This window comes from Sphingomonas sp. ASV193, assembly GCF_040203355.1.
Taxonomy (GTDB): domain Bacteria; phylum Pseudomonadota; class Alphaproteobacteria; order Sphingomonadales; family Sphingomonadaceae; genus Sphingomicrobium.
Genome location: NZ_JBEHBW010000001.1, coordinates 20,260 through 37,351, shown reverse-complemented (window position 1 = coordinate 37,351; position 17,092 = coordinate 20,260). Strand labels below are relative to the sequence as shown.

Genomic DNA, 17,092 nt, shown 5'->3' with positions numbered 1-17,092 from the left:
CCGGCGACTAGATCGTCGCCAAGTGCCGGTTGGTGAAGTCGTGGGCGTAGTCGCCGCGGATCGCGACCTTGCGTTCCAGCGCGGCGAGGATCGGGACCGAGAAATCGACCCCCGCCATCTGCGAGCAGCTGACGAGGTTGCCCGGCGAGAAGACGTTCACCTCGAGGATCTTGTCGCCGACGATGTCGATGCCGACGAGGAACATGCCGTCGTCGATCAGCTTTGGCCGGATCACTTCGGCGGCACGAAGCTCGGTCTCGGTGATCTTGACCGGCTTGGCGGTGCCGCCCGCGTGAATGTTCGAGCGGATGTCGCCCTTCGCCTGTTCGCGCCGAAGCGCGCAATATTTGCCGTCGACCTGTAGGGGCACCCCATTCATCAGGAACAGCCGGATGTCGCCGCGCTTGGCCGCGTCGACATAGGCCTGGGCGATGACATAGCCGTCGCGGCTGATCGCCTCGATCATCTGGTTCATGTTGTCGGCGTTGCCCGGATCAACCTTGAACACCCCGCTCCCGCCCGATCCCTGCAGCGGTTTCAGGATGATCTGGCCCTTGTGCCGGGCCGCGAACTCGCGGATGTCGTCGCTGTTGCGGGTGATGATCGTCTCGGCCCGGACCTCGCGCGGGAAGCCCTGGAAATAGAGCTTGTTGGTCGCGCGCCCGAGGCTGTCGGGGTCGTTGACCACCAGCACCCCGCGCTTGACCGCCTCGCGACCGAACAGGATGCCGCTTTCCGCCGCCCATGGCGCATCGGTCGCGTCGAGCGAGGGATCCGAACGGAGAAACAGCACGTCGACCTCGGCCATGTCGATCTTGCGCCGCTCGGCACGCTTCAGCAGCTTGAAAAAGGCGCCATGGTCCTTCGACTTGCCCACGGGCACGTCGATCACGTGCGCGGCGAGGCAGTCGGCCGAATCGAGCAGCCAGTCGCCGGGGGTGACGTAGCAGACCTCGTGCCCCCGCTGCCGCGCCTGCCATGCGAGGAAGGTGGTCGCGAAATTGGGATGCTCGCGTTCGAGGTCGTTGATGAAAAAGGCGATGCGCATGGCTTACTCCGGTTGCGGGTCGAGGGCGCGCGTCGGGTCGGCGCGAAAGCGCGCGATGCGCGCGGCGGTGTCCTTGCGGTCGAGGAATTCGGGAGTCAGCCGCGCCGGACCGACCAGCCCCTGGTCGGCCAATCGGTCGAGCACCGGCACGTGCACCGGGGCGATCTTGGCGCGCCAATAGGGGTCGAGCGAACCGCCGTCGGCGACCCACTCCATCACCCGCTCGAAACCGCGAAGGTAGATGGCGTCCTTGGCCAGCCCGCCGCCGCGATGGACCCGCGCGGCGATCTGGAACGCGCGGCGCCGGCCGAGGCCGTACTCGGCGTGGAGCAGCCGGTAGGTTTCGCCGAAGTCGGCCCCGCCAAGCATCGCGTCGACTGCGACCACCCGCCCCGCGAGCAGCCGCAATCGCGGCACGGTGAGCCCACCGACCGCCCATTCGGCGAACACCCCGAGCCCTTCCTGGATTTCCTCGTAACCCGCGAGCCCGGTCGAGAAGAGCGACAGCCCTTGGTGCGCGCCGTTGTGCCCGGTCAGCAGGTGCACCGATATTTCGTGCGCCAGCAGCGGATCGACCCGTCGCTCGGCGACCCGGCTGCTCGCGGCGATGCGGAGCGTGGGATAATTGACCATCAGCCCGGCGACATCGTCGCGAATCTCGATCGTCGGCGCGAACGCGGGGTCGAGCGCGCGATAATGGTCGACCAGCGCCCTGGCGCGGCTGGCGATCTCGATCGCGTCAACCACCGGCGATTTTTCCTCGCGTGATGGAACTCGTGCCAGGATCGCGCGCGCCTGCTCCAGCAGCGCGTCGCTCACCCCGCCGTACAGCGTCTCGCCGAGCGTTCGGAACTCCCTCGTTCCGCGCGCACACAGCAGGTCGAGCTGAAGATGGAGCTCGCGCCGCTTTTCGAGCAGCAGCCCTTCGACCAGCGGCTCGTGGAGGTGCGCGAAGTCGATCGCCTGCAAGTCGCGCTGGGTCGCCGCCGGGTCGATCGGCAGGTCGCGGTAGACGAAGCGCGGCGCCTCGCGCCCGTCCGCCGCGAGGAACGCCTCCATCGCCTCGACAATATTGGTCGGGGTCACGCACAGCAGGAAATCGAACGAGCACGACACCGCGTGAAGCTGCGCGTCGGCCTCGTTGCAGGCGGTGACGAGCCGGTCGCGGTCGCGGTGGCCGGGAACGATCGTCGCCGTCGCGCTCATCGGTCGAGCAGCTGTTGCGCGTGCGCGGCGACGGCGTCGATCAGCCCGCGCATCGCCGCCAGGCAGGCCGGGTCGGGCTTCCCCGTCCATTCGTCCATGTAGATTTTCTTGAATTCGATCGCGATCGCGCAACCGACCCCGGGGTAGGTCGCGTGGACGAACCGGGTCTGCTCGCCCTTGCCCTCGAACGCGACATTCTCCCGCACGTCGAGCCTGCGCCCGGCGAAGTCGAACCCGCGCATCGTCTCGATCAGCGGGTCGAGCAGCCATTCCCATTCGTCACGCGGCATCGAAAAGGTGCCGATGTTGATGTCGGGGGCCTCGGCTTGCGGGGTCGGCGCTTCCCCAGCCCCGCCCCGGCGATGGTTGTAGCTGTGCACATCGAGCAGGACGAACTTCGAATGGGTCCGCGCGAGGTCGTCGAGCATCGCCTTTAACGCCGAATAATAGGCGTCGTGGATCGTCAGCCCGTCGTCGCACAGCGTCGCGTCGGGCTCGGCCTTCCACACCTTTAGGCCCCAGCTCTGCTCGGGGGTCTTGTAGATCGCCGTTTCGCGCGACCGGTTGATATCGACCTCGAACCGCGAACGGTTGACGACCAGGTGATTGGGCACGCCGACGACCGCCTGGCCGGTGAACGGGTCTTCCTCGCGCAGCCGGTCCGCCTGTCCCAGCGCCATCGCCGCCAGCGCCTCGGGCCGGACCGCGGAGCCGTCGTGGATCGCAGTCGCGACCACCGCGCCCGTGCCGCGGGCAGTTCGGAACCAGGGTGAGTCGTCGGCCATGACAGGCAAGCGCATCAGCCGCGCGAAGGTTTCACCCGGGGCGGCCCTGCCCGGCGCCGAACGGACTAGTCCTTTTCCCGCGCGCCGAGGCGGAGCTGCTCGGCCCGCTCGCCGCGCGACATGGCGATGACATGGTCGACGCCGGCGATGGTGATCGCGATCGTGCCCTGCTCGGTCCCGACGATCAGCCCTTTTTCCTTCAGATACCATTTATGGAATTCGAAATGCTCGTCCGAACAGCCGAGCAACTTCTGGAGGTAATAGGGGACGACTCCCGCGTCCTGCGCGGCCTCGCGCCGCTTGCGGTACAGGGCCATCAGGATTCGCGCCTGGTCGTCCGCGTCGCGGATCGCGTCGGCGACCTGGCTGTCGTGATCGTCGCCGGCGGTATATTCGGGCGACGGCGGGATCTGGCCGTTGAAGAAACGTTCGTCATAGGCCGCCCGTCGCTCGGGATCGCGCAGGATTCGATAGGCGGTGGTCGCCGCGCTGAACGCGTCGATGTCGTCATTGCCGCTATGATCGGGGTGGGTGTTCTTCGCGAGCCGGTGAAACGCCGCCTCGAGCGTCTTGGCGTCGCAATAAGGCGTGACCCCAAGCACGGCATAATAATCGACGAAGTCCTGGCCCCCCGGCATGGCCGCCAATCTAGACCGATCTCGGAAAGATGCCAAACGGCGGGCCCGACCCGACGGGGCGGAGCGTCCCGGCACTTTTCCGCCTGGTTCGGCGGACGCTCCCTTGGCAGCCGCGCCGCGCCGCCCCTATAGCCGTTCGGACCATGTCCGACCTGTTCGATTCCGGTTCCGCCGCCCCTTCCGCCTCGTCGAATTACGACGCCAGCGCGATCGAGGTGCTCGAGGGGCTCGAGCCCGTCCGCCGCCGCCCCGGCATGTATATCGGCGGGACCGACGAGCGCGCGCTCCACCACCTCGCCGCCGAAGTGCTCGACAACAGCATGGACGAGGCGGTCGCCGGCCACGCCAGCCGCATCGACGTGATGCTCGAGCCCGGAAACCGGCTGACGATCACCGACAACGGGCGCGGCATGCCAGTCGACGAGCATCCCAAATATCCGGGCAAGTCGGCGCTCGAGGTGATCCTGACCACGCTCCATTCGGGCGGGAAATTCGAGGGAAAGGCCTATTCGACCTCGGGCGGGCTCCACGGCGTCGGGGTCAGCGTCGTCAACGCGCTGTCGACCGAGACGGTCGTCGAGGTGGCCCGCGACAGGAAACTCTACCGCCAGTCGTTCGCGCGCGGCAACGCGACGTCGCCACTCGAAGAGATCGGCGCCGCCCCCAACCGGCGCGGCACCAGCGTCGCCTTCACTCCCGATCCGGAAATCTTCGGCTCCGAGGCGGCGTTCGATCCGGGGCGTCTCTACCGGCTCGCGCGGTCGAAGGCCTATCTGTTCGCCGGGGTCGAAATCCGCTGGCGCTGCGACCCGTCGCTCGCCTCCGAGGCGGTGCCCGAGACCGCGACCTTCCAGTTCGCCAACGGGCTCGCCGACCATCTCGCCGAGCAGTTGACCGGGCGCGAGACCTTCACCACCCCGCCTTTCACCGGCAAGCAGGACTTTCCTGACGCGCAGGGCTCGGTCGAGTGGGCGGCCGCGTGGCCGCTGTGGAGCGACGCGCCGGTTCGCGACTATTATTGCAACACCATCCCGACCCCCGACGGCGGGACTCACGAGGCGGGGCTTCGCGCCGCGCTGACCAAGGGGGTGCGCGCCTTCGCCGAGCTCATCGGGCAGAAGCGCGCCAAGGACATCATCCCCGACGACGTCATGGACGGCGCCGAGATCATGCTCAGCGTGTTCATCCGCAACCCGCATTTCCAGAGCCAGACCAAGGACCGGCTGACCAGTCTCGAGGCGGCCCGGTTCGTCGAGGCGGCAGTGCGCGACCATTTCGACCATTATCTCGCCGACAACATGGACCGCGGGCGCGCGCTGCTCGGCGCGGTGATCGAGCGGATGGACGAGCGGCTCAAGCGCCGCGCCGAGCGCGAGGTCAAGCGCAAGACCGCGACCAGCGCGCGCAAGCTGCGCCTTCCCGGCAAGCTCACCGACTGCGCGTCGGACGACCCCGCCGGGACCGAGCTGTTCATCGTCGAGGGCGACAGCGCGGGCGGCTCGGCCAAGCAGGCGCGCAACCGCAAGACGCAGGCGATCCTGCCGATCCGCGGCAAGATCCTTAACGTCGCCAGCGCCACCGCCGACAAGATCCGCGCCAACAGCGAGATCGCCGACCTCGGCCTCGCGCTCGGCTGCGGGACGCGCGACAAATTCGACGAGGCGGCGCTGCGCTACGAGCGGGTGGTGATCATGACCGACGCCGACGTCGACGGCGCGCATATCGCCACGCTGCTGATGACCTTTTTCTTCCAGGAAATGCCCGAGCTGGTGCGCCGGGGCCACCTCTATCTCGCCCAGCCGCCGCTCTACCGGCTGACCGTCGGCGCCAGGAGCTGGTACGCGCGCGACGATGCCCATCGCGCCGAGCTCGAGGCGGGCGAATTGAAGGGCAAGAAGGTCGAGGTGTCTCGGTTCAAGGGGCTTGGCGAGATGAACCCCGGACAGCTCAAGGAAACGACGATGGACCCGGCGACCCGCTCGCTGATCCGCATCACGCTGCCGGGCGAATATCAGGACCGCCAGCCGGTCAAGGACCTCGTCGAGCGGCTGATGGGCAAGGACCCCGCCCACCGCTTCCAGTTCATCCAAAACAACGCCGCCAGCCTCGAGGAAGAGGCGATCGACGTCTGACCTCCAGCCAGGGTCGACCGAGGTCAGGCAACGACCTCGCCAGAAAGTACGCTCCTCGTGGAATCGCCGCGGCGTTCCTCCTGCGGCGCTAGATCAACCGGCGGGATGCATCCTCGCCGCGAGCGCCGTCGACCGTTCGACCAGCGCGGCCGTCTCACGCGCGTCGAGGTCTCGGTCGAACGACACGCCGACCGTCCCGCCGCCGCCCCACCGCACCGTCGCCTGCCGCCGGACCGTCCCGCAATCGAGGTCGACCACCGTCCCGGCCGCCAGCGCTTCGGCCGTGGCGAGCTTGGCCCCGCCCGCCGACACGTCGAGCAGTTGCACCGACGAACGGCGCCCCGCCACGGTCATGAACCCCGGCAGTGCTACCGTTACGCGCGGCGCGGCGCGGCGATCGGCGAAGGGGTCGCTGGACAAGGAGGAAGCGCTTTGGGTCATCTTCGCCTCATCCTAATTCGCGAATGCTGCCAAAAGCTGAAGACGCGAGCCGCGATGGACGAGACTCGCCTCAACGTCGCAGCACGGCCTTGCAGATCGCGGGGTCGATCGGCGCCGTGTCGTCGATCGCGACCGGATGTAGGCCGATCCTGGCGGCGCGCTTGGCAAACCGCGCGTAATTGCTGTCGATCCGCATGTCGCGGAGACGCGCCCGGCTGATCAGACCCTGCAACTTCATCTGGTCCTCGTGGGTCAGTTCGGTCACGCCGTCGAAGCTTGCCAGCTCGATCCATGCCGCCCGCTCGTCGAGCCGATGCACCTCGCTGTTCGCGAATTCGCTGTAGAGGTCGCCGTAGCCGAGCACCTCGGCACGCGGCATGTGCGAGAGGGTCGCGGCGTCGCGGCTGTCCCACGCGCTGGTGTAGATCACCAGCGAGGCCGGGATCCCGATCGGCCCGGTGAGCCTCGCCGGTCGCCCCCCGCGCCAGCCGTCGAGCCAACGCTGGAGCTCGTCGAGCCGGCGCTCGATGCAGCCCTTTTGCTGCGCGCGAAACGGATAGGTCCACAGGTCATGCTCGATTTCGTCGCGCACCGAAGCCCGGAATTCGGCGACGTCGCCGCGCCAGTGCCAGTCCTCGACCAGCTGCTGCGCACCGAGCGCCAGCAGCACGCCGAGCACGATGATCCCGACCTCTCCCAGAAAGACGCGCCAACCGTGCAGCGGGCGCGGCACGCGCACGCTCACGGGCTCACCGCCGGGCTGCACATGCGCCGGACCCAGGGGATATCGGCAGCCACCTTGGCGGGGATCGGCATACGGCCGAATTTTGGGTAACCTGTCAGCCAGCCGCCTTTGCTGTTGAGAATGAGGTTGTTTTCAAGGACCCGGTTGGCGTCCACGGCATCGCTGTACGCCTTTCGCAAATCCCGCCAATCGGTGGGCTCGAGCGATTGCCAGTCGTCGATGCGTTGAAGCGCTCACCACGCGGAACGCTCTTCGGTCGCTGCCGTTCGAAAGAGCTGATAATTGTAAGAGACTTCGAAATAGGCCTGCTTTTCCGTGAGCGGCATGTGCGTCAGAGACTCGTCGGCCATTGCCATTTGGAGGGCGCCTTCGCCCCCGGTGAACGTCGTCGGACGACCGATCGGCGCGAAAATGCCGAGCGCTTGCCCGGAACGCTGTCGCTCGAACACGCGGGCGAGGTCGGCCAGCCGACGGTCGATGCACCCCTGCTGGGCGACTCGGACCATCTCTGCCCCGTAATTGGCGGCGACTTCGTCGTTAAGCGCCTGCCGCTCGTCGGCCAGGACCTGCCGCCAGTGCCAATCGTCGTAGATGCTGTTCGCCGCCAGCGCTATCATGACGCCGAGCACGATGATCCCGACCTCGCCGGCGAATCCGCGCCAGCCGTGCAGCGGGCGAGGCGCGCGCACCCGCATTCTCAAGGCCGTTTGCCGAAAAAGACCACGATCCCGATCGCGAGACCGATGGCGAGGAGCATAACGGCGCGGCGAAAGGTCATCCGCTAACCCTCCTGCGGGTTCGGCGCGCGAACCGGCGCGAGCACCAGCCCGTGCGTCTCGCAAAATCGCAGGGTCCCGCTGTGCTTTCGCAACGTGGCGCGGTCGGGGAGCGCGGGCAACAGCCGGGCTTTGGCGAGCGTATCGAGCGTTTGCCCGGCGACGAGATCAAGCGACGCGACATCATCGCGCAGCTCTTCCGCGATTTCGACGAAATGGAGCCGTTCGGATGCCGAGGGCATCATCGTCGCGAGCGCATTCAGCCGCGCATTGAGCGAGGCGCTGCGGATCGTCGTCTCGTGCTGTTCGCCAACCTGTCCGTAATAATTGTAGATCCGGTTGGCGAGCGCCGGCTGTTGGCGCCGGAGCGTGTCAACCGCCTTGACCGACTCCCACGCGCTCGAGCTCCAGCTTCGCGAGGGCATGCGAAGCACGAAGAAGCTGCGAACGACGTTGTCGGTGTACCGGGGGATCGTTCCCTCGCCGCGCGCAAGTCGCTGCTCAATCGCGTCGATCTGCGCTCCTACACAGGGCGCCACCGTCTCGATTTCGACGGCATGATCGACATGGTCCTTGATCTCGACCTTCAAGGCGGCGAGCGCCGTGTCGACTTGCTCGCGGTCGCTGCGATCCTGCGCCCATTGCTGCGCCGCCATGGCGATCAACACGCCGAGCACGATGATCCCCACTTCGCCAACGAAGCCGCGCCAACCATGCAATGGCTTGGGTACACTGAACCGCATCGACGCCCCCGTCCCTGCTTCAGGGACGGCTTTAGCACAGGGCCAGTCGCGGGCAAAAAGACGGCGCGGGCTCTTGCGAACCCGCGCCGTCGATTAGCTCGGATGTTAGCCGCGCTCGCCCGAGGTGGGCGCCGGCGCCGGGGGCGGCGGCGGGGGCGGCGGGACCGGGCAGGTGGTGCCGGCCGGGACCGTCGTTCCGTCCGGGCAGGTGACCGGCGGCGGCGGGGGCGGCGGAGGCGGCGGCGGGGGCGGCGGACAAGGCTGACCCGCCGCGACCGTGGTGCCGTCGGCGCAGGTCACCGGGGGCGCGGTCGTCGCGCAGGCCGCCAGCACGAATGTCGCGCCAGCCGCAAGCAATAGCTTCTTCATGTTGCTTTCCTCCTTTTTTTCACCCCTGCTCCTGCTCTCGCTAACGCAATCGTTGCGAGAGCGTTCCCATCTTCCCGTCGACGCGAGGAAAGGACGCGATTAAGGGCTCGCTCCCGATGAAACATCTTAAGTCGATCCACACCCATTCACTCGATTTCTGGTATGCGCGGCTGGCGGTCGTAGTGATCGCTGCGCTCCAGTTGGCGATCGTCAATCGGCAGTTCGTGGTCGGTCCGCGAGGGTTGTTTCCGGCGCTCGAAGGGCTGCTGCTCGTCCCGCTCGCTTTTGCGACTGCCTGGGCGCAGCAGCAGGTGCGCGACGCGGAGACCGACGCGCACTGGGAGACGATCGCCCGTCACCGGCGCTGGATCCGACGCGCGGCGATTGCGCTGACCGCGCTGATCTCGATCGGGAATTTCTTCGCGCTGATCGCGCTCGTGAGCGTTCTTCTCGGCGGTCACGCCAAGATCGAGGGGGTGAGCCTGTTGCTCGACGCGATGAATATCTGGCTGACCAACGTCATCGCCTTTTCGCTATGGTACTGGTCGATCGACCGCGGCGGACCGCCGTCGTCGCACCTGTGCATTTTCGACAAGGACGATTTCCTGTTTCCGCAGATGCAGATCGACCAACTGCGCGACTGCTGGAGCCCTGGATTCGTCGACTATCTCTACCTGTCATTCACCAACGCGACGGCTTTCTCGCCGACCGACACGCTGCCGCTGACCGCGCGCGCGAAGCTGTTGATGATGACCGAAAGCGCGGTGTCGCTGCTGACGCTCGCGCTGGTGGCGGCACGGGCGGTGAACATCCTCGCGTAAGCGAGGACGTCCACCGCCTGCCTCGCGGACTTACTGGGCCGGAAGGGTGATGACCTTGGTTACCGCATAGCTCGTCGGATCGACCACGTAGATGTAGCCGTTCGCGGTGACATAGCGCGACTGGTCGGTCAGGCCATACTGGGTCACGACCGCCTGCGGCAGCGTGTCATAGGCGCTGTAGTAGGTGTAGTTCGGCCCGAACACGGTGCCGACGCTGACCTCGCGGGCCTGCTTGTTCGTCAGCCGGTTCCAGCTGGTGCACTGCCCATCGCGCCAGCCGCTGCACGCGACGACGTTCGAATAGGTGCGGGCTTCGGCCGGGATCGCGGTGAAGGCGATCGCAGCAGTGGTGACGGCGAGAATGGACTTGATCATGTTCAGCTCCTGTAACGCACCCCGCACTCGCCGCCTCAAACTCGCCGCCTCGGCGCTTGTTGCCGTCGTTACTCCGCCGACACGGATTTGGACTCGCTTCGCCGAGCGAGACTCTCGGCTCACCGCACGACTCTTGCGCTTCGTCGCTCGATTTCATTCCTCGTTAACCATTGTCCTACGAGGTGGGGGACAGGCCTTTCGATCGGTTCGCGGCGTGGTTTCGGGCCCGCTGTGACGAGTGCCTGTCGTAGAAGGGAACGAAGACGACGATGATCAAGGCGCGGCTGTTCTTCGCATCGCTCGCCCTGCTGGCCGCGCAGCCCGCGCTGGCGGAGGCGCCGCCCCGGCTCGCGACGCTCGAACAGCAGCTCTCGGCCATCGCCGCCGCCAATCCCGGCAACATCGGGATCGCCGCGCTCGACCTCAATTCGGGCGAGCTGGTCAGCATCCACGGCGACACCCCCTTCCCGATGGCTTCGACGGTCAAGGTTGCGATCGCCTCCAACTATATGGCGCAGGTCGAGGCCGGGCGCCGAAGCCTCGACGACACGATCAAGGGCGTGCCCGCGCGCGTGTTGATCGGCCGGATGCTAATTCATTCGGACAATGTCGCGACCGACATGGTGCTCGGCAATCTCGGCGGGCCGCGCTTCGTCCAGTCGTGGCTTGCGACCAAGGGAGTCACCGGGCTTCGCATCGATCGCACCATCGCGCAGCTGCTTGCCGCGCGCCGCGACCTTCACGACGTGCGCGACAGCGCGACGCCCAAGGCGATGGTCCAGATGCTGCGCATGCTCGATCGCGGGTCGTTGCTGCAACCGTCGAGCCGCTCGTTCATCCTGTCGCTGATGGCGAGCTGCGAGACGGGGAAGAACCGGATGCGCGCGCTATTGCCGTGGGGAACCCCGGTCGAGCACAAGACCGGGACGCTGACCGGGCTCGCCGACGACGTCGGCTTCATTACCCTGCCCGACGGGCGTCGCCTCGCGATCGCGATCTTCACCCGCAAGGGCAACAACCGCCCGGCGACGATCGCGCAGGCCGCGCGGACGATCTACGACGGTTTCCTCAACTCGCTTAAAAACCCGTTCGGCTATTCGACCTACGCGACCCAGTAGGCGCCGCTACTTGGCGCCGAACCCGCTGACCACCGTGCGCAGCGTCTTGAACAGGATCAGCACGTCGAGCCACGGCGAAAAATATTTGATGTAGAAGAAGTCGTACTGGAGCTTTTCGTAAATCTCGTCGACTTCGGCCACGTGGCCTTGCTTCACCTGCGCCCAGCCCGAGATTCCGGGCTTCACCACGTGGCGATAGCGGTAGAAGGGCACGTCCCCCGCGTACCACGCCGATAGCACGGCCGCCTCGGGACGCGGGCCGATCCAGCTCATTTCGCCGCGCAGGATGTTGAGGATCTGCGGCAGCTCGTCGATCCGCGACTTGCGCAGGAAATGGCCGACGCGGGTGATCCGCGGATCGTCGGCGGCGGTCATCGCGATCCCGCGCTCGGCGCTCGCTTCCTCGACCACGCTCATCGTGCGGAACTTGTAGATGCGGATCGGCTTGCCGCCCTGCCCGACGCGCTGCTGCCGGAAGATCGCCGGTCCCGGGCTGTCGAGGCGGATCGCGATTGCGACCAGCGCCATCAGCGGAAGCACCACCGGCAGCAGCGCCACCGCGAAGATCCAGTCGCCGATGCCCTTGGCCACCGAATAGCTGCGGGTCGGAATGAGGCTGCCGAAGCTGTTCTCGCTCAGCTTGTCGACCTGTACCCGGCCGGTCAGCGATTCGTGGAGCTGCTTGACCTGGTAGACGAGCCGTCCCTCGACCGCCGCGTCGGCGAGCAGCGCTTCCCATTCGTCGGGTAGCGCCGCGAAATCGGCGACCATCGCGTCGCAGCCGTCAGCCTCCGCCAAGCTCGGTGAACGCATTACGTGCCAGTCGATGCTGTCGATCCCGGTCAGCAGGTCGACCTCCCCGAACGGCAGCACCGCGATCCGCTGGCGAAGCCGCCGCTGGTTGACGAAATAGAGGAGGAACGACCAGCCGACGTGGATCGCATAGCCCATCGTCACGGCGAGACGGTCGTAGGGCAGTCGCAGCAGCAGCAATGCCGCGAGCACGGTGGCGTGCGCCGCCGACACCGAGGGCAGGATCGTCGCGCTCGATCGCGTCCCCGGATAGGTGCGGATCGACAGCCGGGTCCACGCCTCGAGGAAGACCGCGGTGATATTGGCCCACATCGACACGGTGATGGTATTGGCCATCGCCGTTTCGGGAAGCAGGTAGACGCGCACCGCGAGCGGGATGAACGGCACCAGCAGCAAGGCGCCTGCCAGCGCAAAGCGGAGCCGGGTCAGGATCGATCGGCGCGGCAGGGTCAGCGACGCGTGCTGCTGCATGTTCACGTCAGAGCGACCAGCGATCGAGCGACGGACCGAAATCCTGCCCGCGCCACAGCCCCTTCAGATCGGCCAGCGTGCCGCCCGGCGAGACCAGCGCGGCGACGGCGGCGGGCGCCATCGCGCGATAAGCCTCGTGCGGAACGGCGCCGATCACGAGATCATACTGGCCCTCCAGGGGGACCAGGTCGAGCCCATACTCGTGCTTCGCCTCGGTGGCATCGGCGAGCGGGTCGGCGACGCTGACCTCGTGCCCCAGCCACGACAGCCGCCTGGCGAGGTCGCCGACCTTGCTGTTGCGAAGGTCGGGGACGTCTTCCTTGAAGGTCAGGCCCAGCACCAGCACGCGCCCGGCCTTGCCGCCGCGCCGTTCGTGCAGGCGATCGGCGATCCAGCCCGACATGGCGTCGTTGATCCCGCGCCCGGCAAGCACCACTCGCGGTTCGTGCCCGACCGCCTCGGCCGCGTGCGCGAGATAATAGGGATCGACGCCGATGCAGTGGCCGCCGACCAATCCAGGCTGGAAATTGAGGAAGTTCCACTTGGTCCCGGCGGCGTCGAGCACGTCCCAGATGCTGATGCCGAGCTTGCCGACGATCTGCGCGACCTCGTTCATGAAGGCGATGTTGATGTCGCGCTGGGCGTTCTCGATCGCCTTGGCGGCCTCGGCGGCACGGATCGAGGCCGCCGCATAGGTCCCCGCCTCGGTCGCCACGCCGTAGACCTCGGCGAGTTGCGCGGTGACTTCGTCGTCCTCGCCGGCGATGACCTTAACGATCTTGTCTACCGTGTGGACCTTGTCGCCCGGGTTGATCCGCTCGGGGCTGTAACCGAGCCGGAAGTCGCGCCCGCGCACCAGCCCGCCGGCCGCCTCGATCGCCGGCCCGACCTCATCCTCGGTGCAACCGGGATAGACGGTGCTTTCGACCACCACCGTCGGGCGCTTCGCCGGGTCGATCATCGCGCCGACCGCGCGCGCCGCGCCGAGCAGCGGCTTGAGGTCGGGGCGGTTGCGCGCGTCGACCGGGGTCGGCACGGTAATCAGGTAGAGGTCGCAACCCTTGGCCGCCTCGGCGTCGGCGGTAAGCTCGAGCCGGCTCGCCGCGACCAGCCGGTCGCGGTCGATCTCGCCGGTCCGGTCATGCCCGGTTTTGAGCTCTTCCACCCGTCCCTGATCGATATCGAAGCCGACCACGTCGAACTTTCGGGCCAGCGCGACTGCCAGCGGCAGCCCGACATAACCCAGCCCGATCACGGCTATGCGAGTTCCGAGCAACGCATACACCCTTTCGCATTGGCCGTCAGGCCGCGCCGCGACCGATCCCCGAATAGGTCAGCCCGACCCGCTCGGCTTCTACCGGCGCGTAAATATTGCGCAAGTCCACCAACGCCTTACCGCGCATGCGTTTCGCAAGCGCGGCGAGGTCGAGCGCGCGAAACTCGTCCCACTCGGTCACGATCACCAGCGCGTCGGCCCCTTCGGCCACCGCGTCGGCCTCGTCGGCGTAGGCGATCGCGGGTAGCAGCGGCTCGGCCTGCTTGCGCCCGACCGGATCGAACGCGACCACCTCGGCGCCTGCGTCGGCCAGCCCGTGCACCAGCGGGATCGCCGGGCTGTCGCGCATGTCGTCGGTGTTCGGCTTGAAGGTCAGCCCGAGCACGCCGATCCGCTTGCCCTTCAGGTCGCCGCCGACCGCCGCCGCGACGCGACCGGCCATCGACGCCTTGCGATCGTCGTTGACCGCGACAACGGTCGAGATGATCCGCTGTTCGACCCCCGCCTCCTCGGCGGTGCGGAGCAGCGCGAGCGTGTCCTTGGGAAAGCAGCTCCCGCCATAGCCGGGGCCCGGGTGGAGGAACTTCGGACCGATCCGGTTGTCGAGTCCGATCCCGCGCGCGAGGTCCTGGACGTCGGCGCCGACCGCCTCGCACAGGTTGGCCATCTCGTTGATGAAGCTGATCTTCATCGCCAGGAAGGCGTTCGCGGCATATTTGGTCAGCTCCGCCGTCCGGCGCGACGTGAACAGCATCGGCGCGCGATTGAGGAACAGCGGGCGATAGATCTCGGAAAGGCAGTCGCGCGCCCGCTCGTCGTCGCAGCCGACGAGGATCCGGTCGGGGTGCTTGAAGTCGGCGATCGCCGCGCCCTCGCGCAGGAATTCGGGGTTCGAGGCGACCGACCAGCCTTCGGGCGCACCCTTTTCCTTGAGCAGCGCCGCGATCCGGTCGCCGGTCCCGACCGGGACGGTCGACTTGGTGACTACCACCGCCGGTCCTTCGAGCGCCGCTGCAAGCTCCTCGACCGCGGCGAAGACGTAGGTAAGGTCGGCATGCCCGTCGCCGCGTCGCGTCGGGGTGCCGACGGCGATGAACACCGCCTCCGCCCCCGCGATTCCTTCGGCGAGGTCGGTGGTGAAATGGAGCCGCCCCTTGGCGACGTTGCCGGCGACCAACGCTTCGAGCCCCGGCTCCCAGATCGGCATCACCCCGTCGTGGAGCCCGGCGATCTTGGCCGGGTCCTTGTCGACGCAGGTCACCTGGTGGCCGAAGTCGGCGAAGCAGGCGCCCGACACGAGCCCGACATAGCCGGTGCCGATCATCGCGATGCGCATGCCTGTTCCTCTATCCTTGCCGGGGTCGGCGCGCTTTAGCCAGCACGACCGGGCAACGCCAGCCCCTCGCTTTCGCGGCGAAAATCGGTATAGGCCAGCCGCTTCCCATGGCTACGACCCTTCCCTCCCCGCCCCGCGTCGGCATGGTCTCGCTCGGCTGCCCCAAGGCGCTGGTCGACTCCGAACGGATCCTGACCAAGCTTCGCGCCGACGGCTACGACCTGTCGCCCGACTATGCCGGTGCCGACGTCGTGCTGGTCAACACCTGCGGCTTTCTCGACAGCGCCAAGGAGGAAAGCCTCGAGGCGATCGGCGAGGCGATCGCCGAGAACGGCCGCGTCGTCGTCACCGGCTGCATGGGCAACGAGGCAGAAGTGATCCGCGCCCGCTTCCCGCAGGTGCTCGCGATCACCGGCCCGCAGCAATATGAGGCGGTCGTCGAAGCGGTCCACGAGGCCGCCCCGCCGGTCCCCAACGCCTATCTCGACCTCGTTCCCGAGGCGGGCCTGAAGCTCACCCCGCGCCACTACAGCTATCTGAAGATTTCCGAGGGCTGCAACCACCGCTGCGCCTTCTGCATCATTCCGAGCATTCGCGGCGACCTTGCCAGCCGCCGCCCCGACGCGATCCTGCGCGAGGCCGAGAAGCTGGTCGCGGCGGGGACCAAGGAGCTGCTGGTGATCAGCCAGGACACCAGCGCCTACGGGCTTGACCTCAAGCATGCGTCGTGGCCGCTCAAGCAGGGCGGCGAGGTTCGCGCGCACATGACCGACCTCGCGCGCGAGCTCGGTCGCCTGAAGACGCCGGCGGGCGAGCAGGTCTGGGTCCGGCTTCACTATGTCTACCCCTACCCCCACGTCGACAGCGTCATCCCGCTGATGGCCGAGGGGCTGGTGCTGCCCTATCTCGACATCCCGTTCCAGCACGCCAGCCGCAAGGTGCTGAAGGCGATGCGCCGCCCGGCGAACGAGGCGAAGGTGCTCGAACGGCTAAAGGCGTGGCGCGCCGAGGTGCCCGACATCGCGATCCGCTCGAGCTTCGTCGTCGGCTTCCCCGGCGAGACCGACGAGGATTTCCGCTACCTGCTCGACTGGCTCGAGGAAGCGCAGCTAGACCGGGTTGGCGCGTTCCGCTTCGAGCCGGTCGAGGGGGCCGCCGCCAACGCGCTGCCCGACCCGGTGCCCGAGGCGGTCAAGGAAGAGCGCTACGCCCGCGTCATGGAACTGACCGCGCGGATCAGCGCGGCCAAGCTCGCGGCCAGGGTCGGCAGCGAGATCGACGTGCTGATCGACGCGGTCGGCGAAGACGGCGGCGCGTCGGGACGGAGCAAGGCCGATGCGCCGGAGATCGACGGCGAGGTTCACCTGCGCGACGCGGGCCATCTCGCGCCGGGCGATTTCGCGCGCGTGCGCATCGAGGGATCGGACGAGCACGACCTGTTCGGCGTGCCGGTCGCGGGCTGAACCGAGGAACGCCCGCCCCGCTCGCTCATTCTCCCTTCGGACCAACCGAGAGGAGACCCGCCATGCGTATCACCCCCAAGCTACTGCTCGCCGCCGGCGCGTTCGCCGCGCTCCCCGCCGCCGCGATCGCCCAGCCGTGGGGCGGCCGGAACCTCAGCGCGAACCTCCGCGCCGGGATGGAAACGCCGCCCAACAACATCGCCGCGCGCGGCTATGCGACGGTGAAGGTCAACCCGGGCCGGGACCGCGCCTGTTACAACGTCAGCTTCTCGGGCCTGCCCCGCGCGACGATGGCGCACATCCACAGCGGCGCGATGGGCGTCGCCGGCCCGCCGGTCGTGACCCTGACCCGCACCGGCGCGAACCGCTTCTCGGGCTGCGCGCGGATCGACCGGGCGCTGGCGCGCGACCTCGTACGCACGCCGGGCCGATTCTACGTGAACGTCCACAGCGCCGCCTTCCCCAACGGCGCGATCCGCGGACAGCTGCGCGGTTAAAAGCTGTTGGCGCGGCGACGGTCTGCCGCCTAGGGTCAT

At 67.6% G+C, this 17,092-nt stretch carries 19 protein-coding genes; 5 read left to right on the top strand and 14 right to left on the bottom strand.

Annotated features, from left to right (window positions below):
• Positions 1–7: 7 nt before the first annotated feature.
• The 4 genes from ABDK56_RS00230 to ABDK56_RS00215 form a co-directional block, all read right to left on the bottom strand.
• Positions 8–1,048, bottom strand: a complete 1,041-nt coding sequence (locus tag ABDK56_RS00230) for a glutathione synthetase (protein ID WP_349806055.1) — start codon at positions 1,046–1,048, stop codon at positions 8–10.
• Positions 1,049–1,051: 3 nt separating this feature from the next.
• Complete coding sequence (locus tag ABDK56_RS00225; RefSeq protein WP_349806054.1) at positions 1,052–2,254, bottom strand: peptidase MATCAP family protein; 1,203 nt, start codon at positions 2,252–2,254, stop codon at positions 1,052–1,054.
• A complete protein-coding gene (locus ABDK56_RS00220) occupies positions 2,251–3,039 on the bottom strand; it encodes an N-formylglutamate amidohydrolase (protein ID WP_349806053.1) in 789 nt (262 codons plus the stop codon). The genes ABDK56_RS00225 and ABDK56_RS00220 overlap by 4 nt, the downstream gene beginning before the upstream one ends.
• 65 nt (positions 3,040–3,104) lie before the next feature.
• Positions 3,105–3,677 carry a J domain-containing protein gene (locus tag ABDK56_RS00215; RefSeq protein WP_349806051.1) on the bottom strand — a complete coding sequence of 191 codons (573 nt, stop codon included), beginning with the start codon at positions 3,675–3,677 and terminating at the stop codon, positions 3,105–3,107.
• A 143-nt stretch (positions 3,678–3,820) separates the two neighbouring features.
• Here ABDK56_RS00215 and parE point away from each other — a divergent pair, with 143 nt between their 5' ends.
• Positions 3,821–5,809 carry a DNA topoisomerase IV subunit B gene (parE, locus tag ABDK56_RS00210; protein WP_349806050.1) on the top strand — a complete coding sequence of 663 codons (1,989 nt, stop codon included), beginning with the start codon at positions 3,821–3,823 and terminating at the stop codon, positions 5,807–5,809.
• A 93-nt stretch (positions 5,810–5,902) separates the two neighbouring features.
• Here the strand turns inward: parE and ABDK56_RS00205 are convergent, their stop codons facing one another.
• The 6 genes from ABDK56_RS00205 to ABDK56_RS00180 all read right to left on the bottom strand — a co-directional run bounded on the left by ABDK56_RS00205 (position 5,903) and on the right by ABDK56_RS00180 (position 8,883).
• Positions 5,903–6,229, bottom strand: coding sequence for a PilZ domain-containing protein (locus ABDK56_RS00205; protein WP_349806048.1), 327 nt, complete (start codon positions 6,227–6,229; stop codon positions 5,903–5,905).
• A gap of 91 nt (positions 6,230–6,320) precedes the next feature.
• Positions 6,321–6,995, bottom strand: a complete 675-nt coding sequence (locus ABDK56_RS00200) for a hypothetical protein (RefSeq protein WP_349806047.1) — start codon at positions 6,993–6,995, stop codon at positions 6,321–6,323.
• The gene (locus ABDK56_RS00195; protein ID WP_349806045.1) at positions 6,992–7,150 is read right to left on the bottom strand and encodes a hypothetical protein; all 159 of its coding nucleotides are present in this window, start codon (positions 7,148–7,150) and stop codon (positions 6,992–6,994) included. Before ABDK56_RS00195 ends, ABDK56_RS00200 begins: the two co-directional genes overlap by 4 nt.
• A gap of 78 nt (positions 7,151–7,228) precedes the next feature.
• The gene (locus ABDK56_RS00190) at positions 7,229–7,690 is read right to left on the bottom strand and encodes a hypothetical protein (RefSeq protein ID WP_349806044.1); all 462 of its coding nucleotides are present in this window, start codon (positions 7,688–7,690) and stop codon (positions 7,229–7,231) included.
• A gap of 86 nt (positions 7,691–7,776) precedes the next feature.
• Complete coding sequence (locus ABDK56_RS00185) at positions 7,777–8,514, bottom strand: hypothetical protein (protein WP_349806043.1); 738 nt, start codon at positions 8,512–8,514, stop codon at positions 7,777–7,779.
• Between the two features lie 105 nt (positions 8,515–8,619).
• On the bottom strand, positions 8,620–8,883 hold the full coding sequence (locus tag ABDK56_RS00180) for a lipoprotein (RefSeq protein WP_349806042.1): 264 nt from the start codon (positions 8,881–8,883) through the stop codon (positions 8,620–8,622).
• Positions 8,884–8,999: 116 nt separating this feature from the next.
• Between ABDK56_RS00180 and ABDK56_RS00175 the strand changes: the two genes are divergently transcribed.
• Positions 9,000–9,704, top strand: coding sequence for a hypothetical protein (locus tag ABDK56_RS00175; protein ID WP_349806041.1), 705 nt, complete (start codon positions 9,000–9,002; stop codon positions 9,702–9,704).
• Between the two features lie 30 nt (positions 9,705–9,734).
• Here ABDK56_RS00175 and ABDK56_RS00170 read toward each other — a convergent pair whose 3' ends face one another.
• Positions 9,735–10,079 carry a hypothetical protein gene (locus tag ABDK56_RS00170; RefSeq protein WP_349806040.1) on the bottom strand — a complete coding sequence of 115 codons (345 nt, stop codon included), beginning with the start codon at positions 10,077–10,079 and terminating at the stop codon, positions 9,735–9,737.
• A 269-nt stretch (positions 10,080–10,348) separates the two neighbouring features.
• Here ABDK56_RS00170 and ABDK56_RS00165 point away from each other — a divergent pair, with 269 nt between their 5' ends.
• Positions 10,349–11,197 carry a serine hydrolase gene (locus ABDK56_RS00165; protein WP_349806039.1) on the top strand — a complete coding sequence of 283 codons (849 nt, stop codon included), beginning with the start codon at positions 10,349–10,351 and terminating at the stop codon, positions 11,195–11,197.
• A gap of 6 nt (positions 11,198–11,203) precedes the next feature.
• Here ABDK56_RS00165 and ABDK56_RS00160 read toward each other — a convergent pair whose 3' ends face one another.
• From ABDK56_RS00160 to ABDK56_RS00150, 3 genes are read right to left on the bottom strand one after another with little or no spacing between them, the layout of a single operon-like run.
• Positions 11,204–12,481: a sugar transferase gene (locus ABDK56_RS00160; protein WP_349806788.1), complete on the bottom strand. Its 1,278-nt coding sequence runs from the start codon at positions 12,479–12,481 to the stop codon at positions 11,204–11,206.
• A 7-nt stretch (positions 12,482–12,488) separates the two neighbouring features.
• The gene (locus ABDK56_RS00155) at positions 12,489–13,736 is read right to left on the bottom strand and encodes a nucleotide sugar dehydrogenase (RefSeq protein WP_349806037.1); all 1,248 of its coding nucleotides are present in this window, start codon (positions 13,734–13,736) and stop codon (positions 12,489–12,491) included.
• A 46-nt stretch (positions 13,737–13,782) separates the two neighbouring features.
• Positions 13,783–15,093 (bottom strand): UDP-glucose dehydrogenase family protein, encoded by a 1,311-nt coding sequence (locus tag ABDK56_RS00150; RefSeq protein ID WP_349806036.1) that lies wholly within the window; start codon positions 15,091–15,093, stop codon positions 13,783–13,785.
• A 107-nt stretch (positions 15,094–15,200) separates the two neighbouring features.
• On the opposite strand from ABDK56_RS00150, the gene rimO reads away from it, so the two are divergent.
• Both rimO and ABDK56_RS00140 read left to right on the top strand, forming a co-directional pair.
• Positions 15,201–16,556, top strand: a complete 1,356-nt coding sequence (gene rimO / locus ABDK56_RS00145) for a 30S ribosomal protein S12 methylthiotransferase RimO (protein WP_349806035.1) — start codon at positions 15,201–15,203, stop codon at positions 16,554–16,556.
• Between the two features lie 62 nt (positions 16,557–16,618).
• On the top strand, positions 16,619–17,053 hold the full coding sequence (locus ABDK56_RS00140) for a CHRD domain-containing protein (RefSeq protein ID WP_349806034.1): 435 nt from the start codon (positions 16,619–16,621) through the stop codon (positions 17,051–17,053).
• Positions 17,054–17,092: the final 39 nt, after the last annotated feature.